Raw genomic sequence first — 25,535 nt, 5'->3', positions numbered from 1 at the left:
ACCCGACCGGGTTCCGGCTCCGCGCCCCGCTCACTCGCCAGGCATGCGCACGGGCGCGTCGATGGCGCCGGTGGGCGGCTCGTCGCGGCGCGCGGGGCGGCGGGCGGCGAGCAGCTCGACCGCGTACATCGCGCCGAGGATCATGCCGCCGCCGACGACCAGCCGCCAGGTGATGCCCTCGCCGCCGAAGGCGACGGCGAAGGCGGTCGCCCAGACCGGCTCGGCGGTCATGATGACGGCGGCGCGCGTCGCGCTGAGCTGCGCCTGCGCCCAGGTCTGCACCCACATCGCCGCGATGGAGGCGAACACCACCATGTAGAGCATCGACGCCCACTGCTCGCCCGTGCTCGGCAGCGTGATGCCATCCGGAGCGCCGCCGGCGAGGCAGACGATGCCGATCACCCACAGCTGCACGATCGCGATGCCGAGCGCGTGCTCCACCCGCGCCCAGCGCGCGGTGGCGATGATGTGCAGCGCGTACGCGAGCGCCCCGCCGAGGGTGAGCGCCTCGCCGAGGCCGAAGGAGATGCCGGTGAGGGTCAGCACCACCAGGCCCGCGGCCGCGACCGCCACGGCGATCCAGGTGCTCGTCTCGATGCGCTGCCGGAAGGCGAGCGCGGCGATCAGCGGCGTGAGCACGATGTAGACGCCGGTGAGGAACCCGCTCACCGACGCCGGCGTGGTCTCGAGCCCGACCGTCTGCAGGATCTGCGCCGCGGTGTAGAGCAGCCCGAGCACCGCCGAGCGCAGCAGCAGCGGGCGGCCCAGCCGGGCGATGCGCCGCCAGGCGATCGCGGTCATGATCGCGGCGGCGAGCAGGAACCGCACACCGAGGAAGTCGAGCGAGGGCACGTGCTCGACGAGGTCCTTGATGAGGAAGAAGGTCGAGCCCCATACGACGGTGAGGCCCACCAGCAGGACTGTCGCCAGTCGTGAGGTGCCCGTCTCCGCCATCCGCTCAGAATAGGCCGGTAGCGTGGCGCCCATGAACGAGCAGCAGGCCCAGACGCAGGTCACCGAGAACGCAGAGGCACGCCGCTTCGAGGCGCACATCGACGGCGTGCTGGCCGGCTTCGCCGATTACCGCGACGCCCAGGCCGTGCGCTCCTTCGTGCACACCGAGGTCGACCCGGCGTTCGGCGGCCGCGGCGTCGGCTCGACGCTCGTCGACGAGGCGCTGCGCGCCACCATCGCCGATGGCAAGCAGATCCGACCGATCTGCTCGTTCGTCGTCGCCCGCGCGGCAGCCGACGAGTTCGCCGCGCACGTCACGCACTGACGACCGGCTACGACTCCCCGAAGCCGTCCGCGGCCAGCAGCTCGATCGCCGCGATGGCCTCCGTCGCCTGTGCACCGGTCGCCTCGAACCGCGCCACCGTGCCGCGATCGAGACCGAGGGCCAGCACCCGCAGCATGCTCTTCGCGTCCACGCCGTTGACGGTGACCTGCGCGTCGAAGCCGCTCGCGGTCCGCACCAGCTCCGCCGCGGGCCTGGCGTGCAGCCCGTGCTGGTTCGCGAGCTCGATCTCCGCCACCGCCGACGGTGCGGGGGCACTCAGATCCTGCTGCTCGGTCGCGGGCTGCGCCGCAGCGGGCGCCTGATCCTGGGCCGCCGCGAGCACCTGCTCGAGGCTCGCCCCCGACGCAGCCGCGACGGCGGCGGCGACGGCACCCTCCACGATCGGCGCGTCGGCGATGCGGATGCGTTCGGGGTCGTCGGCGAAGTCGAGCGCGGTCTCGGCGGTCAGGACGGCAGAGCCCAGATCGCACAGCACCACCACGCCGTCGCCGGAGTCGGCCGCGGTCAGCGCCGCCTGCACCTTGTCGAAGCTCGTGCCGATGCCGCCGCCGTCGGTGCCGCCTGCGGGGGCGATCTCGACCGCTGCCGCCATCTGCGCTGCCAGCTCGACGACTCCCTCCGCGATACGCGCGGAGTGCGAGACGATGACCAGTCCGACCGTCACTGGGTGTCCGCCGCCACCCGCAGGATGAGCGCGGTCGACTCCGCGCCGGGGTCGCGGTGCCCGATCGCCCGCTCCCCCAGGTAGGAGGCGCGCCCCTTGTGCGCCACCAGCGGCTCGGTCGCGATCGCGCCCTCCGCCGCCGCACTCGCGGCAGCCTCCAGCACGGCGCGCACGTCGTCACCCGCGGCGCCGGCGGCCTCGACGGCCGGTCCCCACGCATCCACCATCGTCTTGTCGTTCGGCTCGGCCTTGCCGCGGGCGACGATGCCGTCGCGGGCGGCGGTCAGCACCTCGACCAGTCCGGTGGCATCGAGCTCCGGCCGGTCGCCGGCGGCCATGGCCGCCTTCAGGAAGGCGGTGCCGTACAGCGGGCCGGCGGCGCCGCCGACGGTCGAGATGAGCGTCGTGGCGACCAGCTTCAGCACCGCGCCGGGCGTCGGGGCGTCATCGAGCCCATCGAGCTTGCCGAGCACCGCCTGGAAGCCGCGGTCGAGGTTCTCGCCGTGGTCGCCGTCGCCGATGGCGCGGTCGAGCGCCGTCAGCTCCGACTTGCGCGTGGCGATCTCGGCGGCGATTGCCTCGATCCACCGCCGCGTCCACGCGCCGTCGAGCCCGCTCACCGGCCCCACCGCAGCGCGGCGGTGTGCACCGGCGCGTCGTAGAGGTCGAGCAGCTCGTCGTCGACCTTCAGCAGGGTGATCGACACGCCCTGCATCTCCAGGCTCGTGACGTAGGAGCCCACCAGCGAACGGGCGAGGTCGATGCCCCGCTCGGCGAGCACCTCGGCGGCGCGTCGGAAGACGATGTAGAGCTCGGACATCGGCGTGCCGCCCATGCCGTTGACGAGCAGCACCACCCGGTCGTCCTTCGCGAACGGGAGGTCCTCGAGGATCGGCTCGATCAGGCGGTCGACGAGCCGGTCGGCTGGCTCCAGCGCGATGCGGGCGCGGCCCGGCTCGCCGTGGATGCCGATGCCGATCTCGACCTCGTCCTCGCCCAGCTCGAAGCTCGGCTCGCCGGCGTGCGGCACGGTGCAGGGCGCGAGCGCCAGGCCCATCGAGCGCACCTGGCTGTTCACGGTGCGCGCGATCTCGGCGACCCGGTCGAGCGAGTCGCCCCGTTCGGCGGCGGCGCCGGCGAGCTTCTCCACGAGCATCGTGCCCGCGACGCCGCGGCGACCGGCCGTGTAGAGGGAGTCCTTGACCGCCACGTCGTCGTCGACGATCACCGACTGCACCTCGATGCCCTCGGCGAGCGCGAGGTCGGCGGCGGTCTCGAAGTTGAGCACGTCGCCGGTGTAGTTCTTCACGATGTGCAGCACGCCCGCCCCGGCGTCGACCTGCTTCGTCGCCTCCAGGATCGGGTCGGGCGTGGGCGAGGTGAACATGGCACCGGGCACCGCCGCGTCGAGCATCCCGTGCCCGACGAATCCGGCGTGCAGCGGCTCGTGGCCCGAGCCGCCTCCGGAGACCAGGCCGACCTTGCCCGCCACGGGCGCGTCGGCCCGCACCACGACGAATGGCGGGTCGATCACCACCCGCACGAGGTCGCTGTGGGCTGCTGCGAATCCGGCGACGCCTTCGTCGACGGTCTTCGCGGGATCGTTGATGAGCTTCTTCACGGTGGGCCTCTCCCTCGCGGTGATCCGACGCCGGTGGTCCAGCACGGTGGTCCGTTTCGTCCTCACGCTACGCCTCAGCCTGAAGATTCTCGACGCATCATGTAGAAAATCCTCAGCGGACGCACACAGCCGAGCAAAGCACAGTTACTGTGTCGGTACTGCCCGAGCGGGCGGTTCGGGCGATGAGGCCCGGAGAAGAGAAAGCAGGGACCTGTGGATCAGAACCTCGGTCTGATATTCCTCTCGGAGCTGGTCGGAACCGCGATGCTGGTGCTGCTCGGCTGCGGCGTCGTCGCCAACGTCGTGCTGAAGGGCAACAAGGGCTTCGGCGGCGGCTTCCTGATGATCAACTTCGGCTGGGGCCTCGCGGTCTTCGCCGGTGTCGTCGTCTCGATCTACTCGGGTGCGCACATCAACCCGGCCGTCACCTTCGGGCTCTTGGCGAAGGATCTCGTGCAGGGCAACGAGGTCAACTGGGCCGCGGTACCCGTCTACATCATCGCCCAGCTCATCGGTGCCTTCATCGGTGCCGTGCTGTGCTGGCTCGCCTACAAGCAGCACTTCGACATCGAAGAGGACCCGGGCGCCAAGCTCGGCACCTTCTCGACCGGCCCCGGCATCCGCCACAACGGCTGGAACCTCGCCACCGAGATCATCGGCACCTTCGTGCTGGTGTTCGTGGTCGTCGGCTTCGGCGCGCAGGGTGGGGACGCAGAGCTGGGAGTGCCGGCAGGCCTCGCCTCGCTGGGCGCGCTGCCTGTCGCCCTGCTGGTCGTCGGCATCGGCGCCTCGCTCGGTGGACCCACGGGCTACGCCATCAACCCCGCCCGTGACCTCGGCCCCCGCATCGCGCACGCGCTGCTGCCGATCAAGGGCAAGGGATCGAGCGACTGGAGCTACTCCTGGATCCCGGTCGCCGGGCCGATCATCGGCGGGGTCATCGGCGGCGCCACCGCGCCGCTGCTGATCGCCACGATCGCCGGCGCATGATCGCGAGGGAGGGGGCCGAACCGGTCCCCTCCCTCCATTCTTCGCGCACACACCGCACCCAACACATCCATCACCCAACGAAGGAGTTCCGGTGAACGACTACGTCATCGCCATCGACCAGGGCACGACCTCCACTCGCGCCATCCTCTTCGACCACGCCGGGAGCATCGTCTCGTCCGGCCAGCTCGAGCACGAGCAGATCTTCCCGCAGGCGGGCTGGGTCGAGCACGACCCCATGGAGATCTGGAACAACACCCGCGAGGTCATCGGCCAGGCGCTCTCGAAGGCCAACGTCACGCGCCACAACGTGAAGGCCATCGGCATCACGAACCAGCGCGAGACGGCCGTCGTGTGGAACAAGAACACCGGTGAGCCGGTCTACAACGCGATCGTCTGGCAGGACACCCGCACGCAGAAGATCGTCGACCGCCTCGCCGACGGCGACACCGACCGCTACAAGAAGCAGGTCGGCCTGCCGCTGGCGACCTACTTCTCGGGCACCAAGATCGTCTGGATCCTCGAGAACGTCGAGGGCGCCCGGGAGGCCGCCGACGCCGGCGACCTGATCTTCGGCACCACCGACAGCTGGGTGCTGTGGAATCTCACCGGCGGGGTGAACGGCGGCGTGCACGCGACTGACGTGACGAACGCCTCCCGCACGATGTTCATGGATCTCGAGACGACCACCTGGAACGACGACATTCTCGCCGACTTCGGCGTGCCGAAGTCGATGCTGCCGGAGATCAAGTCGTCCTCGGGCGAGTTCGGCGTCGCCGCCTCGGAGTCGCTGCTGCGCGAGACGCCCATCACGGGCATCCTGGGCGACCAGCAGGCGGCGACCTTCGGCCAGGCCGCGTTCGACAAGGGCGAGGCGAAGAACACCTACGGCACGGGCAACTTCCTCATCTTCAACACGGGAGAGGAGATCGTGCACTCCGAGAACGGGCTGCTGACGACCGTCGGCTACAAGATCGGCGACGAGCCCGTGCACTATGCGCTCGAGGGCTCGATCGCGGTGACCGGCTCGCTCATCCAGTGGCTGCGCGACAACCTCGGGCTGATCAAGGACGCACCCGCGGTCGAGGAGCTCGCGAAGTCGGTGGAGGACAACGGCGGGGCCTACTTCGTGCCCGCGTTCTCGGGCCTCTTCGCGCCGTATTGGCGACCGGATGCCCGTGGCGCGCTGGTCGGTCTGACCCGGTACGTCAACAAGGGCCACATCGCCAGGGCGGCCCTCGAGGCGACCGCCTTCCAGACGGCAGAGGTCGTCGACGCGGTCAACGCGGACTCGGGCGTCGACCTGACCGAGCTAAAGGTCGACGGCGGCATGATCGCCAACGACACGCTCATGCAGTTCCAGGCCGACATCCTGCGTGTGCCGGTCATCCGCCCGGTCGTCGCAGAGACCACGGCGCTGGGCGCCGCCTACGCCGCGGGCCTCGCGGTCGGCTTCTGGGCCTCGCTCGACGAGCTGCGCCAGCAGTGGCAGGAAGACCAGCGCTGGGAGCCGCAGATGGAGCAGGAGGCGCGCGACCGCACCTACCGCAACTGGAAGAAGGCGGTGCAGAAGACGCTCGACTGGGTCGACGACGACGTGGAGTGATCCGCGCGTGAGGCGAGGGGCGGCTGCGGCCGCCCCTCGTTCGCGTCTGCGGCTACGTCGCGCGCAGCTCCGGGCCGCTGATCCAGATCACCGCTGCCGCGATCGCGACGATCACCATGGTGACCCGCGCGGTGGCCACCGAGAGCACGATCGACGCCCACCAGTCGTCGCCGGCGGAGAGCCTGCCGCGCTCGACCGGCTGCTTCGCAGAGATCGCGACCGCGATGGCGATCAGGTCGAGGCCCACGAGCATCGTGATGACCTCGTAGCGCCTGCGACTGCGCTCCCCTGTGCGCGATGCGCGGCCGGAAGCGTGCGGCTCCGCGACGTTCGCGACCGGCAGCAGGGCGCGCATCCACCCGTCGAGCCACCAGCCCAGCAGCACGAGGCCGAGCAGCAGCGCGAGCATGACCGCGCGGGAGAGCGCCTCGTCGGCGGCGCTGGCAGCCTCCTCCCACGGATCCTGCGCGAGCCGGGCGCGCAGCACCGGCAGCGCCCTGGCGTAGAAGGCCGCGCCGGCGATGGCATAGCCGAGCACGACGATCAGGATCGTGAGCGGATGCCGCATGCGCACGAGCATCCAGGCCACGACGAGCGCCGCGCCGCTGGCGAACTCGATCGCGTCGAGCGCGCCGTAGGTGGTCGCTCCCAGCAGCGTGGTCGACTGCATCATCATGGTGACCGAGTTGCCGAGCGCGAACAGCACGATGCAGTAGGTCGCCCCGACCCGGTAGCCGCGCGAGGCCGGTGCGACGAGCGCCGCGAGCAGCAGCAGCAGCACGCCGATGCCGCGCAGCGTCAGCGATGGCGACAGCGCTGGCGGGCGGTGCAGCAGCAGCGTCAGCCCGTAGCAGGCCAGCAGCCCGCCGAGCGCGAGCGCGACCAGCAGCAGCGAGCGCGAGGCGCGGTCTGCCCAGCGCAGCGGCCAGCTGTGCCAGACCTCCTCGGACGACCAGGTGCCCTGCCGGTGCGCGCGCGGCTGCTCGGCAGCGCGGTCGCGCGCCGTCAGCTCGCGGCTCTGCGCCATGCCTCGAGCGTGCGCGTGGCCGCGCCGGAGTCGATCGCGGTCCTGGCCGTCTCGAGCTCCTCCGCGAGGCGCTCCTTCAGCGGGCGGTCCTTCTGCCGAGGGTCGCTGTCCAGGCGCCAGGCCACCAGCGCCGCCGACGCGTTCAGGAGCACGATGTCGCGCACGGCGCCGCCCTCGCCCGCGAGCGTGCGCTGCAGCACCTCGGCGTTGTGCTCGGGCGAGCCTCCGCGCAGGTCGTCGAGCGAGGCGCGCGGGATGCCGAGCTCGCGCGGATCGATGTCGTGCTCGACGACATCGCCGCGCGCCACCTCCCACAGCTCCGAGTGCCCGGTGGTGGTGAGCTCGTCCAGCCCGTCCTCGCCGCGCACCACCAGCGCCGTGGCGCCGCGGGTGGCGAACACGCCCACGAACTGCTCGATGACGGCCTTGTCGGCCACGCCCACCAGCGAGACCTCCGGTCGAGCCGGGTTGACCAGCGGCCCCAGGTAGTTGAAGACGGTCGGCACGCCCAGCTGCGCGCGCACCGGACCGGCATGGCGGAAGCCCGGGTGGAACCTGGTCGCCCAGGCGAAGGAGATGCCCGCCTCCTGCAGGATGCGCCGCACCGCCGCGGGGTCGTCGTCCGCGGGCACCACGCCCAGCGCGTCGAGCACGTCGGAGGCGCCGGAGGAGGAGGACACCGCGCGATTGCCGTGCTTGAGCACCGGCACGCCCGTCGCCGCGACCACGATGCACGCGGTGGTGGAGATGTTGACGGTGTGCTGGCGATCGCCGCCGGTGCCGACGATGTCGACCACCCGCGCGTCGCCCGGCAGCGGCACCGCCGCCTCGAGCACCGCGTCGCGGAATCCGACCAGCTCCTCCGACACCACGCCCTTCGCGCGCAGCGCGATCAGGAAGCCGGCGATCTGCGCCTCGGTGGCGCTTCCGGCGACGACCTCGGCCATCGCCCACTCGGCCTGACGGATGGCCAGATCCTCGCCGTCCAGCAGCGTCTCGAGCACGACTGGCCAGGTCAAGAGGCGATCCATGGCATCAGCCTATCTTTTTGCGGCACGCTGTCCGTCGGGTCGAGACCGCCCCTCCATCTGTCACTAGGATGGGTCTCGTGTCCACTACTGCGCTCCCTCTGTCGCCATCCTCGGCGCCGATGATCAGGCGGCCGAACACCGTTGCGGTCGGCACGATCGTCTGGCTCGGCAGCGAGGTCATGTTCTTCGCCGGCCTGTTCGCGATCTACTTCACGCTCCGAGCCATGTCTGGCGACCTGTTCGCCACCGAGGCCGAGAAGCTGAACGTGCTCTTCGCCACGATCAACACGATGATCCTGCTGGCCTCCAGCTTCACCTGCCAGGCGGGTGCGAACGCTGCGGAGCACCACCAGGCGCGCAGGACCGGCGGCGTGCTGCAGTTCAGCAAGTGGGGCATGATCGAGTGGTTCTACCTCACCTACGCCATGGGCGCCACCTTCGTCATGCTGCAGGTCTTCGAGTACATCGAGCTCGTCCACCACGGTGTGACGCTCTCGTCGAACTCCTACGGCTCCGCCTTCTACTTGACGACCGGCTTCCACGGCCTGCACGTCAGCGGCGGCCTCTTCGCGTTCCTGTTCGTCATCGGACGCGCGTACGCGGTGAAGCGCTTCACTCGCAAGGAAGCGACGAGCGCTCACGTCATCTCCTATTACTGGCACTTCGTCGACGTGGTCTGGATCGGCCTGTACCTCGTCATCTACTGGCTCAAGTAACGGTTGGGTGAATAACGTTGGCTACACGAAAGAAGACCGGCCGCAGGCATCCGCTGGCCAGCACCGCGCTGCTGCTCATCGGCCTCGTCGCAGCAGGCGGCGCGTCCGCCGCGGTGGGCACCATCGCGAACGCGGCCCCCGCTGCGGAGTCCGCGCACACGCAGGCACTGACCGTCCAGGACGGCGCTGAGCTGTTCCGCGCCAACTGCGCCACGTGCCACGGCATGAACGCCGAGGGCACCGAGCACGGCACCAGCCTGATCGGCGTGGGCGCCGCATCCGTCAACTTCCAGGTCATGACCGGCCGCATGCCGATGGCCTTCCAGGGCCCGCAGGCGCTCGAGCGCGACCCGATGTTCACGCAGGAGCAGTCGGACGCGATGGGCGACTGGATCGCCTCGCTCGCGCCCGGCCCCGAGCGTCCCGCCGAAGAGTGGCTCGACACCTCGCAGGTCTCCGACGAGGGGATCGCGAACGGCGGCGTGCTGTTCCGCATCAACTGCGCCATGTGCCACAACCTCGCCGGCGCCGGCGGTGCCCTCACTGAGGGCAAGTTCGCGCCGCCGCTGGGCGACATCGACGCCGCGCACATCTATGAGGCCATGCTGACCGGCCCGCAGAACATGCCGGTGTTCAACGACGCCAACATCGCGCCGGAGCAGAAGCGCGAGATCATCGCGTACCTGCACTACCTCGACGACAACCCGTCGGTGGGCGGATTCGACCTCGGTGCCCTCGGCCCGGTGTCGGAGGGCCTGTTCATCTGGATCTTCGGCCTCGGCGGCCTCGTGGCCGTGACGGTCTGGCTCACGTCGAAGCCCAACTGATCCATGGCCCAGGAGACAGAGAGGAACAGCATGTCGGCTGAAGACCAGTCGGCTCCGCGCGAGCCCAGCGGCCACGAGCAGAGCGTCGTCGTCCACGATCGCGGTGCTGCCGTCGAGCAGACGGATGCGTTCGAGAACCCCGGCCTGCCGCCGCATCGTCCGCGCCAGACCGACCTCCACCCCCACAAGGAGCGCCGCGCAGAGCGCCAGGTGGTCGGCTGGTTCCTGCTCTCGATGCTCGGCTCGGTGCTCGCGATCGTCGCGTACATCGCCGTGCCGATCGAGCTCGGCAACATGGCGAGCGTGCGTGCGAACAACCTGTTCCTCGGCCTCGCGATCGCGCTCGCGCTGCTCGGCATCGGCATCGGTGCGATGCACTGGGCCCGCCAGCTCATGAGCAGCCACGAGGTCGTCGAGGAGCGCCACCTGACGCGCGGCTCGGAGCCCAGCCGGGCGCGGGCCGTCGAGATCTTCCAGCTCGGCGACGAGGAGTCGGGCTTCAGCCGCCGCTCGCTCATCCGCAACACGCTCATCGGCGCGATCGCCCTGGTGCCGCTGCCCGCGGTCATCCTCTTCCGCGACCTCGCACCGGCGCAGGACGCCGTCGAGGCGATCGCCCACACCATGTGGCGTCCCGGCATGCGCCTGGCGCTCGACCCCTCGGGCGCGCCCATTAAGGCGACCGACGTCACGCAGGGCTCCGCCTTCCACGTCATCCCCGAGCCGCTGACCGAGATCGGCCACAACGAGGGCTACCTCGACCAGAAGGCGCTCGCCGCGGTGCTGCTCGTGCGTCTGCCCCCGGAGAGGCTGTTCGAGGAGCCGGGCCGCGAGGGCTGGTCCTACGACGGCATCGTGGCGTACTCCAAGATCTGCACGCACGTCGGCTGCCCCGTCGCCCTGTACGAGCAGCAGACGCACCACCTGCTCTGCCCCTGCCACCAGTCGACGTTCGACGTCTCGCACCACGCGAAGGTCGTCTTCGGCCCCGCGAAGCGCGCGCTGCCGCAGCTGCCCATCACGGTGGACGACGAGGGCTACCTCGTCGCACAGCGCGACTTCACGGAGCCGATCGGCGCCTCGTTCTTCGAGCGCCTGCACCACGTCGACCCGGAGCACGTCCCGCTGTCTGCTGCTGAGACGGAGAACCGCGCATGACCACCACCGCCCCGCGCCCCTCCTTCACCTCGCAGGCGTCGAACTACCTCGACGAGCGCACCAGCATCTCGACCATGGTCGCGGCGCTCGGCCGCAAGGTCTTCCCCGACCACTGGTCGTTCATGCTCGGCGAGATCATCCTCTACTCGTTCGTCGCGATCCTGCTCTCGGGCACGTTCCTGACGTTCTTCTTCGAGCCCTCGATGACGGCCGTGCACTACGACGGCTCCTACGTGCCGCTCAAGGGCGTCGAGATGTCGGCGGCCTACGCCTCGACGCTGGACCTCTCGTTCGACATCCGCGGCGGCCTGCTGATGCGCCAGGTGCACCACTGGTCGGCGCTGCTGTTCATCGCCGCCATCGGCCTGCACATGCTGCGCGTGTTCTTCACGGGCGCCTTCCGCAAGCCGCGCGAGATCAACTGGGTCGTCGGCTTCATCCTCTTCATCCTCGCGCTGGCTGAGGGCTTCACCGGCTACTCGCTGCCCGACGACCTGCTCTCGGGCAACGGCCTCGCGATCATCAACGGCATGATCAAGGGCATCCCGCTGGTGGGCACCTGGATCTCGTACCTGCTCTTCGGCGGCATCTTCCCGGGCGATGACATCGTGCCCAGGCTGTTCGTGCTGCACATCATGCTGCTGCCGGCACTCGTGATCGCCTTCATCGGCGTGCACCTGGTGCTCATGGTCGTCAACAAGCACACGCAGTTCGCCGGCCCCGGCAAGACCAACGACAACGTCGTGGGCGCGCCGATCATGCCGCTGTTCGCGGCGAAGGCCGGCTCGTTCTTCTTCATCGTGTTCGGCTTCCTGGTGGCGATCGGATCGACCTTCACCATCCTGCCGGTGTGGGACTTCGGCCCCTACGACCCATCCCCCGTCTCGGCCGGCACCCAGCCCGACTGGTACATCGGCTTCGCCGACGGCGCACTGCGGCTCGCGCCTGGCCTGGAGTCGGAGATCTTCGGGCTGACGCTGTCGTGGAACATCCTGCTGCCGATCGCGGTGCTGGGACTGTTCATCGTGCTGGTCATGTTCTACCCCTTCATCGAGGCGTGGATCACCAAGGACCAGCGCGAGCACCACATCGCCGAGCGTCCCCGCAACAACCCGACGCGCACCGCCATCGGTGCGGCCGGCGTCTGGTTCTACGCGGTGCTGTGGGCAGCCGCCTCCTCCGACCTGATCGCGACGCACTTCCACCTGAACGTGTTCCAGGTCACCTGGGCGCTGCAGGCGGCGCTCATCCTCGGCACGATCATCGTGTACTGGATCACCAAGCGCACGGCGATCGCCCTGCAGAAGAAGGATCGCGAGATCCTGCTGCACGGCTTCGAGTCGGGCAACATCCGCAGGCTCCCCGGCGGCGAGTACGTCGAGGTGCACGAGCAGCTCGACGAGTACCAGTCGTGGAAGCTCAAGGCCTACGAGAGCTACGCGCCGGTCATGGTGCGCCCGAACGCCAACGGGAAGATCACGCCCGCGACGCACCTGCGCTCGGCCATGTCCCGCTGGTTCTTCGAGGACCGCATCGAGCCGATCACGCGCAGCGAGATCGAGGCGTCGAAGCACCACGACTGATCCGATCGATCGACGCGGAGGCCCCGGGGGTTCGCCCCGGGGCCTCCGTCGTTCGAATCTGAAGGAATGCACGACGAGCGGATGCGTTGACCCCGGGTGGAGAGGACACCATCCATGAGCATCGAGTTCGGCGCCCACACGTTCGCCGCAGTCCCCGTCGTCGACGGCACCCCTGTCAGCCACGCGCAGGTGCTGCGCGACGTCGTCGCGGAGGGCGTCGCCGCCGATCACGCCGGCCTGTCGTTCTTCGGCATCGGCGAGCATCACCGCGAGGACTTCGCGGCGAGCGCGCCCGAGATCGTGCTGGGCGCGCTCGCGACCGTGACCGAGCGCATCCGCCTGGGCACTGCGGTCACGGTGCTCTCGTCGAACGACCCCGTGCGGGTGTTCGAGCAGTTCTCCACCCTCGACGGCATCTCGCACGGGCGCGCCGAGATGATCGTCGGGCGCGGCTCGTTCGTCGAGTCGTTCCCGCTGTTCGGCTACCGGCTCGAGGACTACAACGAGCTCTTCGAGGAGCGCCTCGAGCTGCTCGCCGCGCTCGTGCGCGAGGAGCCCGTCACCTGGAGCGGCCGGCTGCGCTCGCCGTTGTCGGAGCAGTCGGTGCATCCGCGCTCGCACGCTGCCGAGCACGGCGGCCGCATGCCCGTGTGGGTGGGCGTGGGCGGCTCGCCCGAGTCGGTCATCCGCACCGCGAAGCACGGCTTCGACATGATGCTCGCGATCATCGGCGGCAGCCCTGCCCAGTTCGCCCCGTTCGCCGGCCTGTACCGGAAGGCGATGGAGCAATTCGGGCACACGGATGCCTCGGGCGCGACCCTGGGACGCGTGGGCATGCACTCCCCCGGCTTCGTCGCCGAGACCGACGAGGAGGCCAAGCGCACCCTGATGCCGCAGTGGATGGTCTACCGCAACCGCATCGGGCGTGAGCGCGGCTGGGGCGACGCGACCGAGCGCGAGTTCGACGCGCAGGTGGCGGAGCACGGTGCGATGTTCGCCGGCAGCCCGGAGACGGTCGCGCAGAAGATCGTCTGGGCGGCGGAGACGCTCGGCATCGAGCGCTTCGACCTGAAGTACGACTCCGGCACGAGCCACGCCGACAACCTGCGCTCGATCGAGCTGTTCGGCCGCGAGGTCATCCCGCGCGTGCGGGCGCTGCTGGGCGAGTAGCCGGCGGCTGCGGCGCGCCGCCGGCGCGCGTGGCTAGCCGAGCACGGACTGCGCGCGCTCGAGCAGCTGCTGGGCGGAGGCCGCGCCGCGCTCGTCACCCCTGCCGGCGTTGGCGAGGGCATGGCCGAGCAGGTGCGTGGCCGCGATCGCCGCGACGCGGGCATCGCCGTGCCAGCCCGCCTGCAGCTCGTCGGCGAAGGCGCTGAGGGCCTGCGCCGAGCCGACGGTCGACGCGCGCTCCAGCGACGAGACCACGACGTGCCCGAACAGGGCGCCGCGGTCGTCGGCCGGATCGCCGAGACCCGCGGTGTCGATGTCGAGGATGCCGGTGATCGCCGACGGGTCGCGCTCGTCGACGAAGATCTGGCCCAGGTGCAGGTCGCCGTGGATCGTCACCGGTGCAGGCACCGCGGTTGCGGCGTAGCGCTCGTGCACCAGCTGCGCGAGCCTGCTCGTCTGCCGGGCGAAGAGCGGCGCGGTCTCCTCCATGCGCTCGGCGTACCAGCCGACGCGGCGCGCCAGCGACTCGCGGGCACCGATGGTGACCCGCACGGTGGAGATGTGGCGGGTCAGCTCGTCGAGCCCAGCGGCGAAGCGCGGGCGGTCGATGCGCTCGAACACGTCGATCGCGGGCACGCCCTGCAGCTCGCCCAGCAGCACCAGACCGGCATCCGAGAAGCCGAGCGAGCGAGGCACGGGCACGCCGGCGTGCTGGAAGCGCTCATGCAGGTCGTGGATCGTGGAGGCGAGCGACGGTTGCACGACCTTCGCGAACCAGCGGTCACTGGCGGTCTCGACACGCAGCACGGCGCGCTTGCCGGGCCGATACGCCTCCATGCGCAGGCGCGCGCCCTCTGCCGCGATGCCGAACTTCGCCAGCACGACGCCCGCGGCCTCCGGGTACGAGACGGCCGGCAGCGACGGCAACGAGGGATCCTGCGGGTAGACCCACGCGGTGAGGCGCCTGCCCGCCGCATCGGTCAGCTCGACCGTGTGCTCATCGGTGGGCGCGCTCGGCGAGGTGTTCACATAGATGGTGACCCGCTCGACCGTGTCCTGCGGGGTCCGCACCCCGCAGGCGTAGCCGACGATGAAGCCCTCGTTCACCGGCTCCACATCCTTCTGCGAGAAGTCGACGAGCTCGCGCCCGCTCTCGGCCAGGAGCCGCGTGAGGACCGCGGCGGCGTTGTCGAGCATGGGCCCCATCCAACACCGCCCGACCCGTGAACCGCGCACGGCGCGCGTATCGTGGAGCCATGCGTTGGCTGGGACGGCTGAGGGCAGAGCAGCAGGCGAGCTGGCTGCAGGTGCTCAAGATCGTGGTCGCCATCGCCGTCTCCTGGTACGTCTGCGTGCTGCTGCTGGGCACCGAGCTGCCGATCTTCGCGGCCATCGCGGCGCTGCTGGTGGTGGCGCCGAGCGTCAACCAGTCGCTCGGCAAGGGCATCGAGCGCTCGATCGGCACGCTCGGCGGCGTGGTGCTCGCTTGGCTCGCCAGCCTTGTGCTGCCGCCCGGTCCGCTCATGGTGCTCGCCGTGACGGTGCTGGCCGTGATCGTGGCTCGGCTGCTGCGCCTCGCGCCGATGGCCGCGAACCAGCTGCCGATCAGCGCCATGATCCTGCTCGCGCTCGGCGCCGGCTCGGGGCCGCTGTTCGGCTTCGAGCGCATCGTGGAGACCGTGATCGGCGCGGTCTGCGCGCTGCTGATCAACCTGGTGCTGGTGCCGCCGGTGCAGCACGAGCCGGCCGAGCGCGCCATGCGCGAGCTCGCCCACGGCATCGCCGACGCCTACGAGCGCATCGACCGCTCGCTCACGAGCGGCTCCCCCACCGAGCGCCTGCTCGCCGACGCCCGCGCGCTCCGAGACGGCATCCAGTCGACCAGGGCCGCGATGGACGACCTGGAGGACTCCACCCGTCTCAACCCCCGCACGAAGCGCATGCGCGAGCGGCTCGAGCGCGACGAGCGGCTGCTGCTGACCCTCACGGTGCTCGCGAACCGCGTGATCGGCATGTCCCGCTCGATCGCCGACCGCAGCGAGGCGTTCCTGCCCGACGCGTCCATCGCGGGCGAGCCCACCGTGCGCCGCATCGGCATCGAGTCACGGCGCATCGCGCACGAGGTGCGGGCGCTGGTCGACCAGCAGGCGCACGACGACGGGCGCACCACCTCGATGCCCGCGCTCGACGGGCCGATGTTCACCGAGCCCATCGAGGTGCCCAGGCCCCACCCGGAGCACTGGGTGCTGATCGGCGCCCTGCTCGAGGACGTCCGTCAGGCGAGGGAGTCGCTGGAGGCCGGCGCCGACGGCGTGTAGGGCGTCAGCCACAGCAGCCGCCAGAACTCCTCTGCGGAGAGCTCGAACGAGTGCGTGTCGATCGAGACCGCGCGGCGCACCGCATCCGGGTCGAGGTGCGGCCGGGCGAGGATCGTGACGGCGCTCTGCCGCAGCAGCGCCGACTTGCCGTAGTGGATGGCGAGGATATCGGGGGTCGCGGGGGTGTCGGAGACCACGTAGGCGCTCGCCAGCAGCCGCGAGCGGCCCAGCATGCGCCACGAGAAGTGCCGACCCGCCCAAGCGGCCTCGGCGATGACCTCGCGGTCGCCCTTGTCGGGGCGGTGGTACTCGTAGACCTCGCGCAGCTGCAGCGGCGAGCTGCGCACGAGCTCGAAGGTCACCCGCGGGTTCTTGCGCTCGGTGTTCGTCCAGTACGGGAAGGTCGTCGCGCGGATCGCCCACGTCCCCCGCAGCAGACGAGCGAGCTCGGCAGGATCGGCGACACGTGACATGCGTTCAGGATAGCCAACGGATACGCTCGCGTCATGGCCGACGACCACCTCGAGCGTGCGATCCTGCTCGCAGCGCAGGCGTTCGACGGCCGCGTCGACCGGCAGGGGCACCCCTACATGGCGCACGCGGTGCGGGTGATGCTCGCCGTCGACGGCGACGACCTGCGCACCGTCGCGATCCTGCACGACGTCTTCGAATGGGGCACCATCACGCTGCGCGAGTTCGTCAGCGCGAAGTTCCCCAAGCGCGTCATCGATGCCGTCGACGCCATGACCAAGCGCGAGGGCGAGAGCATCGCCGAGCACGTCGAGCGGCTGCGCGCCAGCGAGCTCGCGGCGACCGTGAAGATCGCCGACCTGCGCGACAACGCGCTCGCGTGGCGGCTCGAGGCGATGCCGAGCCCGGCCCAGCGCCGCGAGCTGGTGGCGATGTACCGCGAGACCGCTCAGCTGCTGGGCACGAGCCTCGACGAGATCTGCGGCCGCAAGGTCACGTGAGCCGGGCGCGCCGGTCCTCGGCTGCGCCGGCGTCGGGCTACCAGATGCCCCAGGGGCGCCGCCGCACGCGCCGCTCGGCCGGCAGCAGCAGCCGCAGGAACAGCCGGTAGCGCGGCTCGTCGAGCACCAGGTCGTGGCTCGGCAGGTGGTCGGTGATCGGCCCGAACAGGCGCTTGAAGATGCCCGGACCGTGCATGCGGTGCGACTCGTCGTCCGCCTGCCACGAGGGCGGCGTCGCATACGTGTCGTACACCTCGCGGCCCTGCTCCTTGAACCACTGCATCGCCGTCCAGCGCATCAGGTGGGCACCGCCGCGGATGGCGCGGTCGGGCACCGAGCCGCCGTCCTTCGCCAGCGCGTAGCGGCCGAAGCCGATCATGAAGGCGGATGCCTGGGGACCGTCGTGCGCGCCGTCGTACCCGAACCAGAAGTGGCCCTGGCCGCGGTCGCACAGCTCGCCCCAGAGCGTGCGGTAGTAGTCGTACGACTTCATGGTGTCGACGCCCTTGCCGCCGGCGACCGTCTGCATGAGCTCGTACATCTGCCGGTAGGTCGCCTCGCCCGGCTCGGCCTTCTCGACCCGGTAGCCGTGCTTGACGGCGTTGCGGATGTGGTTGCGCAGCTTCTTGTTGAAGCCGGCGAAGATGTCGTCCACCTCTGGCGTCAGGTCGACCAGCACCGTGTGGATGTTCTGCTGCACGGTGTTGGCGACCCGGTAGCCCGCATCCGCCAGCAGCGCGCGCCGCTCGGGCGTGTCGACCTCGTAGGGCTCGACCTTGACCGCGTACACGCCCTTCGTGACATCCCAGCGGGCCGAGCGGAGCGCATCCGCGATGCCCGGGAGGTCGTCGAAGGCGGCACCGGGGCCGAGCGGCAGGTACCAGAAGCGGCCCGCGAGGCTGCGGTGCTCGAGTGCGAGCGCGTGCACCGTGGTGCCGGGCGACTCGAGCACGAGGAAGACCGGGTGCAGGCGCTCGGTCGACTTGAGCCGCGCGTAGGCGAGGCCCTGCGTCCACTGCCCGCCGTCGGGGTTGGCCTGCACCTTGGCATCCCAGTCGAGCAGCTCCTCCTGCCGCGCGCGGCGGATGGTCCATGAGCCGGTCATGCTGGCCTCCTCATCGCAGTGCGTCCGTGCCGGGCTTGATGCGCCACTCGATGCGGCGCACGACGCGCTCCCACAGCCGGTGGCGGATGGGCCGCAGCAGGATGTCGAACGACGGCAGGTAGCTCACCACCGGTCCGAACTTCTTCTTGAACTGGCCCACGCCGTAGTACCAGTGGGTCTCGTCGTCCATCTGCTCGGGCCGCGGGGTGCCGCACAGGTCGAAGGCGGTCTTGCCGTCGCGCGCTGCGTCCTGCATGGCGCGCCACAGCAGCAGCGCCGCTCCCCCGGCGATGGCGCGCGAGGGGCGCGAGCCGCCGTCCTTGTAGACGGCGGTGCGCCCGGCGAGCGTGACGAAGATGGCGGCCTGCGCCTCGGTGCCCTCGTCGTCGTAGCCGAAGTAGAAGCGGCCGTTGCGGGTCTTCGCGAACTCGCCCCAGAACAGCCGGTAGTACGCGAACTCGCGCATGGCGGCGACGCCCTTGCCGCCGTTGATGGTCTTCAGCAGCTCGTAGAAGCGCACGAAGTCGTGCTCGGTCGCCTCGTGCGCCTCGATCGTCTCGATCCGGTAGCCCTTGTTCTCCGCCCCGCGGATCGACGAGCGCAGCTTCTTCTGAAACTGCATGATCAGCTCGTCGCCGAGGGTCAGATCGAGCACCACGGTGTGCGTCAGCAGCTGCATGTCGCGGCTGCGCACCGTGCCGGCGGCCTCCATGCGGGCGATCAGCTCGGGGCTGCGCAGCAGGTGCGGCTCGACCTTGATGGCGAGCAGGCCGTCCTGCTGGCTGCCGAACTCGCGCATCGCGGCGACCATGCCCTCCAGGTCGTCGCAGGTGGGCCCGAGCGGGATGTACCAGTAGCGGCCCAGCCACACGGCGCCCTCGTGGGCGAGCGCGTAGACGGTCTGCGCGCCCTCCACCACCAGGAAGCGCGGCGTGAGCCGGTCGTAGCGCTTGATCTCGCCCATCGCCCTGGCGCTGGTCATGATGCCGCCGTCGGGGTTCTGCTCGATCAGCTCGTCCCAGTGCGCGATCTCATCGTCGGTCGCGAAGCGGACGCTCGTGGCCTCGGTCATCGCAGCGTGTCCGGGCCCTTCTTGATGCGCCATTCGATGCGGCGCACGACGCGCTCCCAGAGCCTGTGCCGCATCGGCTGCAGCACCAGGTCGAACGACGGCAGGAAGCTCGAGATCGGGCCGAAGCGCAGCTTGAACTGCGCCAGCCCGTGGAAGGGATGCGTCGGGTCGTCGACACGGTCCGGCGGCGGGGTGCCGGCCAGGTCGAAGGCGAGCTTCCCGTCGGCGATCGCGTCCTGCATCGCCGTCCACAGCAGCAGCGCCGAGCCGCCGTTGATCTTGCGGTCGGGGCGCGAGCCGCCGTCCTTGTAGACCACGGTGCGGCCGGCGGTGGTCACGAAGATGCCCGCCTGCGGGTCGCCCGAGTCGTCGTCGTAGCCGAAGTAGAAGCGGCCGGTGCCATTAGCGGTGAAGGCGCCCCAGAACTCGTCGTAGTAGGCGCGCTCGCGCATGCCCGCCATGCCCTTGCCGCCGGCGACGGTGAGCATCATCGCGTGCATCCGGTCGAAGGTCAGCTGCGTGGGCTCAGGTCGCTCGACGCGGTAGCCCTTCTTGGTCGCGCCGCGCACCTGCCGGCGGATCATCTGCGAGAACGAGGCGAACAGCTCCTCCTCGCCCTGCGCGAGGTCGAGCACCACGGTGTGCGTCATGACCTGCATGTCGCGGCTCTGCTCGAGGCCGAGCGCGACGAGCTCGTTGATGCGCTCCGGCGTGCGCTCGAGGTGCGGCTCGATCTTGACCACCAGCAGGCCGTCCTCGCCCTGCGCGAAGGCGCGCAGGCCCTCGACCACCGGCGCCATGTCGGTCGCGGTCGGCCCCATCGGCAGGTACCAGTAGCGCCCCAGCGACACCTTGCCCTCGAGGGCGAGGGCGTGGATGCGCTCGGTCGCGCCCTCGGCGCCGGCGACCGGTGCGTCGATGACGAGGAAGACGGGCTCGAGGCCGTCGAACCGCTTGGTCTCGGCGAACGCGAGCGACTGCACCATGTGCCCGCCGTCGGGGTTCGCTTCGATGCGCGCGTCCCACTCGGCGATCTCGCTGGGGTCGGCGCGACGGACGGAAGCTGCGATGGGCATGGAACCTCTCGGTCTGGCGGGCGGCTCCAGTCTACGAGGCTCCCGGCTGGGCCAGCGGGGCGACCGTCGGCTCGCCGCGCAGATCGCGCATCAGCAGGGTGGCGCCGACGATCGCGGCCGGGGTGGCGATCACCGCGACGCCGGGGATGAGCAGCAGCAGGTAGGCGACGATGCCGAAGCCGAGTGTGCGCCACCGGTGCGCGCCGAGCAGCGCCCGGCGCTCGGCGAGCGACATGCCGCGGGCATCGCCGGGGATGCCGGTGAGCTCGCGCGCGAGCGCCGTGCCGCCGAGCACGGCGCCGACGACGAGGCCGAGCACGCTGCCGACCAGCGGGATGAGGCCGACCACGAACACGGCGATGGCCGTGAGGATCGCGGTGCCGATGAGCACCACGGCGTCGCGCAGCCCGCGCCGCAGCGAGACCCAGAAGCCGAGCTCGACCGGCGCGGCGATGCCGCCGAGCCGCTGCTCGACCGAGCGCGAGATGCGCTCGTAGAAGGGCTCGCCTACGGTGAGCGTGACGGCCGCGAACGTCAGCACGCACAGCACGATCGCGCCCACCAGGATCCCGAGCGCGAGCGCGAGCCGCAGCGCATCGCTCCAGAGCGGCGCCCAGCCGTCGGCGAACGGTGTGAGCGCGTCGGCCCAGCCGCCCACCTGGAAGCTCAGCACGATGATGAGCGTCAGCATGAGCGTGCCGACGATGAGCGCCGGCACGGCCCCGAGCGCCATCAGCGCCGGGTTCTTCGCCCAGGTGCCGAAGCCGCGCAGGAACAGGCCGGCGCCGGCGAGGAGCTCAGAGATCCGATGCCGCATGCGCCCATGCTGGCACGCGACGCTGGGGGCGGCCGGAGCAGCGGCCGTAGGATCGATCCGTGCCGACGCTCGCTTCCCCTCGACGCCCGGCGCACGCGGTGGCGGTGCTGCTGGCCGCGGTGCTGTGGGGCACGACCGGCACCGTGGCGCACTTCGCGCCCGCCGGCTCCTCGCCGCTCGCGATCGGGCTGTCGACCTTCGCCATCGGCGGCGTCGTGCTCGCCGCGATCTCGGCGAAACGCGTGCTGGCGGTGCTGCGGCAGCGGCAGCAGCTCGCCTGGGTGCTCGCGGGCGCCGTCGGCGTGGTGCTCTACCCGGCGGCCTACTACCCATCGATGGCGCTCGCGGGCGTCGCCGTCGGCAACGTCGTCGCGCTCGGCTCCGGCCCGATCTTCGCGGCGCTGCTCGAATGGGCCGTCGACCGGCGCAGGCCCGACGCCCGCTGGGCGCTCGCGACGGGGGTGGCCGCCGTCGGCATCGTGCTGCTGACGCTCGGCGGGCACGGCGGTGCGGCAGCGGATGCGTCGCTCGCGCCCGCGGGCGTCGCACTCGCGCTGGTGGCCGGCTTCGGCTACGCGCTGTATGCCTTCGCAGGCAGCCGCCTCATCGCCCGCGGCGCATCCGCCTCGGGAGCCATGGGCGCGCTCTTCCTGGTCGGCGGGGTGGCGTGCGCAGCCTGGCTCGCCCTCGTCGGCGTGGGACCGCTCGCCTCCCCCGCGGGGCTCGCGACGATCGGCTATCTCGGGCTCGTGCCGATGGCGCTGGCCTACCTGCTGTTCGGCTTCGGGCTGCGAGTGCTGCGCTCGTCGAGCGCCACCACGATCGCGCTCGCCGAGCCGGTGGTGGCGACGCTGCTGGCCGTGCTCGTGGTGGGCGAGCGCCCGGCCGTCATCGGCTGGATCGGGCTCGCGGTCGTCGCCATCGGCATCGCGCTGCTCGCGCTGCCGAGTCCCTTGACGAGCCGCTCGCGCGGAGTAGCGTCGGGGGCACCGACGACGAGAGGAATGGGCATGCCTGATCCGCACATCAAGGACGAGGAGCTCTACGAGACGCTCCGCGACGAGGGCAACTCGAAGGAGAAGTCGGCCCGCATCGCCAACGCGGCGGCCCGCGACGGCCGCGACGAGGTGGGCGAGCGCGGCGGTGAGGCCGGCGACTACGAGGACCGCACCGTCGACGAGCTGCAGGATCGCGCGAAGGAGCTCGGCATCGAGGGCTACTCCGACCTGAGGAAGGACGAGCTGATCGAGCGGCTGCGCAACCACTGAGCGCCCGTTCACAGCCGGGCGGTGGGAAGATCCGGCTGTGAACGACTCCCGTGGGCGCGACGAGACTCCTGAGGAGCGCGCCGACCGCAACTTCGCCGACATCCTGCAGGAGCTGCGCGTGGTGCTCACCGGCACGCAGCTGATCTCGGGCTTCCTGCTCGCGGTCGCCTTCCAGAGCGGCTTCAAGGATCTGGATGCCGACGAGATCGTGCACTACCTGGTGCTCGTCGCGATCGCCGGGCTCGCCACGCTGCTGGGCATGACGCCGGTGGTCGTGCACCGCCTGCACTTCGCCAAGCGCATGAAGGCGGATGTCGTGCAGTTGGGCAACCGCTTCCTGATCGCCACGCTCGTGGTGGTCTCCGCCCTCGTTGTCGGCGTCACCTCGTTCATCTTCGAAGTGGTGCTCTCGGCGGCCGCGGGCATCTGGGCCGCGGGCGTGACGCTGGCGGTGCTGGTGGCGCTCTGGACCATCGCGTGGATCGCACGCCGGCGGGCTCCCGCCCGTGAGTGACCTTCGGCTGGTGAGATCCTTGGTTATCAGATAACGAAGGGAAGGGTGGCGAGCATGGCGAGGATGAGGGACGGCCACGCCGGCGGAGCGGCCGACGAGGGGCACCCGCCGGGCGCCCACGACGCCGCCCGAGCAGCGCATCCGCCCCTCGAGCGCACGCGCTTCGGCGGCACGGAGCGCGCACCCGAACGGCAGCGGCACGAGCGCGACGTGCCATTCTCGCGCAGCGACATGAGCAAGGGCCCGACCGAGCTCATGGAGCACCGCGGCCCGCGCGTGCACTGGCGCGTGCTAATCATCGCCTCGGTCGTCACCCTCGCCTTCTCCATCTGGGCGATGCTGATGCCTCAGCAGGCCAACGACACGATGCAGGCCGCGGTCGGCTGGATCGCCACCAACCTGGGCTGGTACTACGTGCTCACGGTGACCATCGTGATCGGCTTCGTGCTGTGGGTCGCGCTCTCGAAGGAGGGCAGCGTGCGCCTCGGGCCCGACCACTCGCGGCCGCAGTACAACCTGTTCACCTGGGTGGCCATGCTCTTCGCCGCCGGCGTCGGCATCGACATGCTCTTCTACTCGGTGACGGGCCCGGTCGTGCAGTACCTCGACCCGCCCAGCGGCGACGGCCAGACGATGGCTGCGGCGCAGGACGCGGTGGTGTGGACGATGTTCCACTACGGCATCGCGGGCTGGTCGATGTACGCGCTGCTCGGCATGGCGATGGGCTACTTCTCCTACCGCTGGGGCATGCCGCTGTCGATCCGGGCGGCGCTGTACCCGCTGCTGGGCAAGCGCGTGCGCGGCCCGCTGGGCGACAGCATCTCGATCATCGCGCTGGTGGGCACCGTGTTCGGCGTCGCCACCTCGATGGGCATCGGCGTCGTGCTGCTGGGAGTGGGCTTCTCGCTCATCTTCGGGCTGCCGCAGGGCATCGCGCTGCAGATCGGGCTCGTGATCGTGGCGGTGCTGCTCACCATCGCCGCGACCACCTCCGGCGTCGACAGGGGCATCCGCTGGATCTCGGAGCTCAACCTGTGGAGCGCCGCGGCGATGATGCTCTACATCCTCTTCACCGGCCAGACGGCCTTCCTGCTGAACGCGCTGGTCGAGAACATCGGCCGCTTCATCGTCACGCTCCCCGAGCGAACGCTGCAGACCTTCGCCTACGAGCCCGACGGCGCGCAGTGGATGGGCGGCTGGACGCTCTTCTTCTGGGCGTTCTGGCTCGCCTGGGGCCCGTTCGTCGGCGTCTTCCTCGCGCGCATCTCGCGGGGCCGCACACTTCGGGAGTTCGTCATCGCCGCGATCACCGCGCCGGTGCTGTGCGACTTCTTCATGGTGTCGCTGTTCGGCAACTCGGCGCTGCACGAGGTGATCGTGGGCGGCAACACCGAGTTCGCCCAGCTCGCCGTCGAGAGCCCGGAGGCGGGCTGGTACGCGCTGCTCCAGATGTTCCCGGGCGCGATGTTCCTGATCGGGCTCGCCACGCTGTCCGGCCTGCTGTTCTACCTGACGAGCGCGAACTCGGGCGCCATGGTGATGTCGAACTTCTCCTCCTCCATCCCGGAGCCCAGCCAGGACGGCCCGAAGTGGCTGCGCATCTACTGGGCGCTGCTGACGGCACTGCTGACCATCGCGATGCTGCTCGCCGGCGGCGTGACCACCATGGAGTACGCGACACTCATCTTCGCCCTGCCGGTGACCGTCATCGCCTACCTCGTCATGCTCTCGTTCTCGAAGGTGCTGCGCATGGAGCGGGCCGAGCGCGAGGGCCGGGTGCTGCAGCGTCGCACGATGGCGACGACCGGCGGCAGGGCGCCCGAGCGGTCGTGGAAGCAGCGGCTCGAGCGCATGCGCGCCTTCCCGTCGAAGCATCAGGTGGCGCAGTTCCTCGACCGGGTCGTGCGACCGGCGATGGCGGATGTCGTGGCCGAGTTCCGCGCGCAGGGCTACGAGGTCGAGCAGGGCAGGATGGCCAACTCGACCACCGGCATCGACGAGCCGCTGCTGCGGGTGTCGATGGCGGAGTTCCGCGACTTCCACTACCAAGTGGCGCTCGTCGAGGCACCGGTGCCGATGTTCGGCGGCCGCATGTCGCGCGAGACGGACGTGTACTTCCGACTCGAGGTGTTCACGCAGACCGGCTCGGGCGGCTACGACCTGATGGGCCTGACGAAGCAGCAGATCATCGACGACGTGCTCGACCGCTACGAGGCGCACCTCGCGTTCCTCACCGTCAGCGAGGAGTCGGATGTCGCCTCGGTGCTCACGCCCCGCATGCAGCAGCCGACCGGCACCCTCCCCGCGCTGCCGAAGAGCGCCGACGACGTGCAGGATCTCGGGGACCGCAAGGACTGATCGGGGCTTCCCTTCGGTGGCGTTCCACGATTGGCTGGCGGCGCGAGGAGTTCCCTCGCGCCGCAGTCGAGGAGGACGGCAATGGCATCCATCGCACGGATCACCACCATCAGCGCACGCTCGGAGACCAGCTTCGAGGATGCGATCACCCAGGGCATCACGAGAGCGAACGAGACGCTGCGCGGCATCGAGGGCGCCTGGGTCAAGGATCACGTCGTCAACATCAAGGACGGTGCCATCACCTCGTGGCAGGTGACGCTCGAGCTGACCTTCGTGCTCGACGACGCCGGCCCCGCGGTCGATCCCTCGTTCGACTGAGCACGGGCAGCCACAGCCGATCCCGGGG

Annotated in this window: 26 protein-coding genes and 1 pseudogene; 15 read left to right on the top strand and 12 right to left on the bottom strand. The window is 70.5% G+C overall.

Annotated elements, in window-relative coordinates; genetic code table 11:
• Positions 1 to 30 precede the first annotated feature (30 nt).
• Positions 31 to 954 carry a DMT family transporter gene (locus BM288_RS12490; protein ID WP_092919275.1) on the bottom strand — a complete coding sequence of 308 codons (924 nt, stop codon included), beginning with the start codon at positions 952 to 954 and terminating at the stop codon, positions 31 to 33.
• Positions 955 to 985: 31 nt separating this feature from the next.
• On the opposite strand from BM288_RS12490, the gene BM288_RS12485 reads away from it, so the two are divergent.
• Positions 986 to 1,279, top strand: a complete 294-nt coding sequence (locus BM288_RS12485; RefSeq protein ID WP_092919273.1) for a GNAT family N-acetyltransferase — start codon at positions 986 to 988, stop codon at positions 1,277 to 1,279.
• A gap of 7 nt (positions 1,280 to 1,286) precedes the next feature.
• On the opposite strand, the gene dhaM is transcribed toward BM288_RS12485, so the two are convergent.
• Genes dhaM through dhaK form a run of 3 tightly spaced genes read right to left on the bottom strand, consistent with a single transcriptional unit; the run spans position 1,287 to position 3,585 of the window.
• On the bottom strand, positions 1,287 to 1,964 hold the full coding sequence (dhaM, locus tag BM288_RS12480; RefSeq protein ID WP_092919272.1) for a dihydroxyacetone kinase phosphoryl donor subunit DhaM: 678 nt from the start codon (positions 1,962 to 1,964) through the stop codon (positions 1,287 to 1,289).
• A complete protein-coding gene (gene dhaL, locus BM288_RS12475) occupies positions 1,961 to 2,584 on the bottom strand; it encodes a dihydroxyacetone kinase subunit DhaL (RefSeq protein WP_092919802.1) in 624 nt (207 codons plus the stop codon). Before dhaL ends, dhaM begins: the two co-directional genes overlap by 4 nt.
• Positions 2,581 to 3,585 carry a dihydroxyacetone kinase subunit DhaK gene (gene dhaK / locus BM288_RS12470; RefSeq protein ID WP_092919270.1) on the bottom strand — a complete coding sequence of 335 codons (1,005 nt, stop codon included), beginning with the start codon at positions 3,583 to 3,585 and terminating at the stop codon, positions 2,581 to 2,583. Before dhaK ends, dhaL begins: the two co-directional genes overlap by 4 nt.
• A gap of 264 nt (positions 3,586 to 3,849) precedes the next feature.
• Here dhaK and BM288_RS12465 point away from each other — a divergent pair, with 264 nt between their 5' ends.
• Entirely contained in the window at positions 3,850 to 4,575 is a 726-nt protein-coding gene (locus BM288_RS12465) for an MIP/aquaporin family protein (protein ID WP_404799728.1), read from the top strand.
• Positions 4,576 to 4,666: 91 nt separating this feature from the next.
• The gene (glpK, locus tag BM288_RS12460; RefSeq protein ID WP_092919267.1) at positions 4,667 to 6,178 is read left to right on the top strand and encodes a glycerol kinase GlpK; all 1,512 of its coding nucleotides are present in this window, start codon (positions 4,667 to 4,669) and stop codon (positions 6,176 to 6,178) included.
• A 52-nt stretch (positions 6,179 to 6,230) separates the two neighbouring features.
• Here glpK and BM288_RS12455 read toward each other — a convergent pair whose 3' ends face one another.
• Together BM288_RS12455 and trpD are read right to left on the bottom strand one after the other, a co-directional pair.
• Positions 6,231 to 7,205: a hypothetical protein gene (locus BM288_RS12455; RefSeq protein ID WP_092919262.1), complete on the bottom strand. Its 975-nt coding sequence runs from the start codon at positions 7,203 to 7,205 to the stop codon at positions 6,231 to 6,233.
• Complete coding sequence (gene trpD, locus BM288_RS12450) at positions 7,184 to 8,236, bottom strand: anthranilate phosphoribosyltransferase (RefSeq protein WP_092919260.1); 1,053 nt, start codon at positions 8,234 to 8,236, stop codon at positions 7,184 to 7,186. The genes BM288_RS12455 and trpD overlap by 22 nt, the downstream gene beginning before the upstream one ends.
• Before the next feature lie 119 nt (positions 8,237 to 8,355).
• Between trpD and ctaE the strand changes: the two genes are divergently transcribed.
• From ctaE to BM288_RS12425, 5 genes are all read left to right on the top strand, one after another.
• Positions 8,356 to 8,952 (top strand): aa3-type cytochrome oxidase subunit III, encoded by a 597-nt coding sequence (gene ctaE / locus BM288_RS12445; protein WP_318255552.1) that lies wholly within the window; start codon positions 8,356 to 8,358, stop codon positions 8,950 to 8,952.
• 17 nt (positions 8,953 to 8,969) lie between these two features.
• Complete coding sequence (gene qcrC / locus BM288_RS12440; protein WP_318255551.1) at positions 8,970 to 9,779, top strand: cytochrome bc1 complex diheme cytochrome c subunit; 810 nt, start codon at positions 8,970 to 8,972, stop codon at positions 9,777 to 9,779.
• A 30-nt stretch (positions 9,780 to 9,809) separates the two neighbouring features.
• Entirely contained in the window at positions 9,810 to 10,937 is a 1,128-nt protein-coding gene (qcrA, locus tag BM288_RS12435; protein ID WP_092919256.1) for a cytochrome bc1 complex Rieske iron-sulfur subunit, read from the top strand.
• The gene (qcrB, locus tag BM288_RS12430) at positions 10,934 to 12,520 is read left to right on the top strand and encodes a cytochrome bc1 complex cytochrome b subunit (RefSeq protein WP_092919254.1); all 1,587 of its coding nucleotides are present in this window, start codon (positions 10,934 to 10,936) and stop codon (positions 12,518 to 12,520) included. The genes qcrA and qcrB overlap by 4 nt, the downstream gene beginning before the upstream one ends.
• 114 nt (positions 12,521 to 12,634) lie before the next feature.
• On the top strand, positions 12,635 to 13,690 hold the full coding sequence (locus BM288_RS12425) for an LLM class flavin-dependent oxidoreductase (RefSeq protein ID WP_092919252.1): 1,056 nt from the start codon (positions 12,635 to 12,637) through the stop codon (positions 13,688 to 13,690).
• Positions 13,691 to 13,723: 33 nt separating this feature from the next.
• On the opposite strand, the gene BM288_RS12420 is transcribed toward BM288_RS12425, so the two are convergent.
• Positions 13,724 to 14,887 carry a phosphotransferase gene (locus BM288_RS12420; RefSeq protein ID WP_177220384.1) on the bottom strand — a complete coding sequence of 388 codons (1,164 nt, stop codon included), beginning with the start codon at positions 14,885 to 14,887 and terminating at the stop codon, positions 13,724 to 13,726.
• Between the two features lie 59 nt (positions 14,888 to 14,946).
• On the opposite strand from BM288_RS12420, the gene BM288_RS12415 reads away from it, so the two are divergent.
• Positions 14,947 to 16,008, top strand: coding sequence for an FUSC family protein (locus BM288_RS12415; protein WP_092919248.1), 1,062 nt, complete (start codon positions 14,947 to 14,949; stop codon positions 16,006 to 16,008).
• Here BM288_RS12415 and BM288_RS12410 read toward each other — a convergent pair.
• A complete protein-coding gene (locus tag BM288_RS12410; RefSeq protein WP_092919246.1) occupies positions 15,966 to 16,481 on the bottom strand; it encodes a hypothetical protein in 516 nt (171 codons plus the stop codon). The two genes, BM288_RS12415 and BM288_RS12410, sit on opposite strands and share 43 nt — an antisense overlap.
• Before the next feature lie 33 nt (positions 16,482 to 16,514).
• On the opposite strand from BM288_RS12410, the gene BM288_RS12405 reads away from it, so the two are divergent.
• On the top strand, positions 16,515 to 16,979 hold the full coding sequence (locus BM288_RS12405) for an HD domain-containing protein (RefSeq protein ID WP_092919245.1): 465 nt from the start codon (positions 16,515 to 16,517) through the stop codon (positions 16,977 to 16,979).
• A 37-nt stretch (positions 16,980 to 17,016) separates the two neighbouring features.
• Here the strand turns inward: BM288_RS12405 and BM288_RS12400 are convergent, their stop codons facing one another.
• From BM288_RS12400 to BM288_RS12385, 4 genes are read right to left on the bottom strand one after another with little or no spacing between them, the layout of a single operon-like run.
• On the bottom strand, positions 17,017 to 18,084 hold the full coding sequence (locus BM288_RS12400; protein ID WP_092919243.1) for a lipid II:glycine glycyltransferase FemX: 1,068 nt from the start codon (positions 18,082 to 18,084) through the stop codon (positions 17,017 to 17,019).
• A 10-nt stretch (positions 18,085 to 18,094) separates the two neighbouring features.
• Positions 18,095 to 19,156, bottom strand: a complete 1,062-nt coding sequence (locus tag BM288_RS12395) for a lipid II:glycine glycyltransferase FemX (RefSeq protein WP_177220383.1) — start codon at positions 19,154 to 19,156, stop codon at positions 18,095 to 18,097.
• Entirely contained in the window at positions 19,153 to 20,232 is a 1,080-nt protein-coding gene (locus tag BM288_RS12390; RefSeq protein ID WP_092919239.1) for a lipid II:glycine glycyltransferase FemX, read from the bottom strand. The genes BM288_RS12395 and BM288_RS12390 overlap by 4 nt, the downstream gene beginning before the upstream one ends.
• Before the next feature lie 31 nt (positions 20,233 to 20,263).
• Positions 20,264 to 21,049, bottom strand: a complete 786-nt coding sequence (locus BM288_RS12385; protein WP_092919237.1) for an EI24 domain-containing protein — start codon at positions 21,047 to 21,049, stop codon at positions 20,264 to 20,266.
• 59 nt (positions 21,050 to 21,108) lie between these two features.
• Between BM288_RS12385 and BM288_RS12380 the strand changes: the two are divergent.
• From BM288_RS12380 to BM288_RS12365, 5 genes and pseudogenes are all read left to right on the top strand, one after another.
• Positions 21,109 to 21,978 (top strand): annotated as a pseudogene (locus BM288_RS12380) (DMT family transporter); the annotation flags it as partial.
• 81 nt (positions 21,979 to 22,059) lie between these two features.
• Complete coding sequence (locus BM288_RS14695; RefSeq protein ID WP_318255600.1) at positions 22,060 to 22,317, top strand: DUF7218 family protein; 258 nt, start codon at positions 22,060 to 22,062, stop codon at positions 22,315 to 22,317.
• Positions 22,318 to 22,354: 37 nt separating this feature from the next.
• A complete protein-coding gene (locus BM288_RS12375) occupies positions 22,355 to 22,831 on the top strand; it encodes a DUF6328 family protein (protein ID WP_092919235.1) in 477 nt (158 codons plus the stop codon).
• A gap of 54 nt (positions 22,832 to 22,885) precedes the next feature.
• On the top strand, positions 22,886 to 25,189 hold the full coding sequence (gene betT, locus BM288_RS12370) for a choline BCCT transporter BetT (RefSeq protein ID WP_318255550.1): 2,304 nt from the start codon (positions 22,886 to 22,888) through the stop codon (positions 25,187 to 25,189).
• 81 nt (positions 25,190 to 25,270) lie between these two features.
• Complete coding sequence (locus BM288_RS12365; protein ID WP_092919231.1) at positions 25,271 to 25,507, top strand: dodecin family protein; 237 nt, start codon at positions 25,271 to 25,273, stop codon at positions 25,505 to 25,507.
• Positions 25,508 to 25,535 lie beyond the last annotated feature (28 nt).

It is taken from the genome of Agrococcus baldri, assembly GCA_900114805.1.
Lineage (GTDB): Bacteria > Actinomycetota > Actinomycetes > Actinomycetales > Microbacteriaceae > Agrococcus > Agrococcus baldri.
Note: the sequence above shows the minus strand (reverse complement) of the source record. Positions and strands in the feature narration are given on the sequence as shown.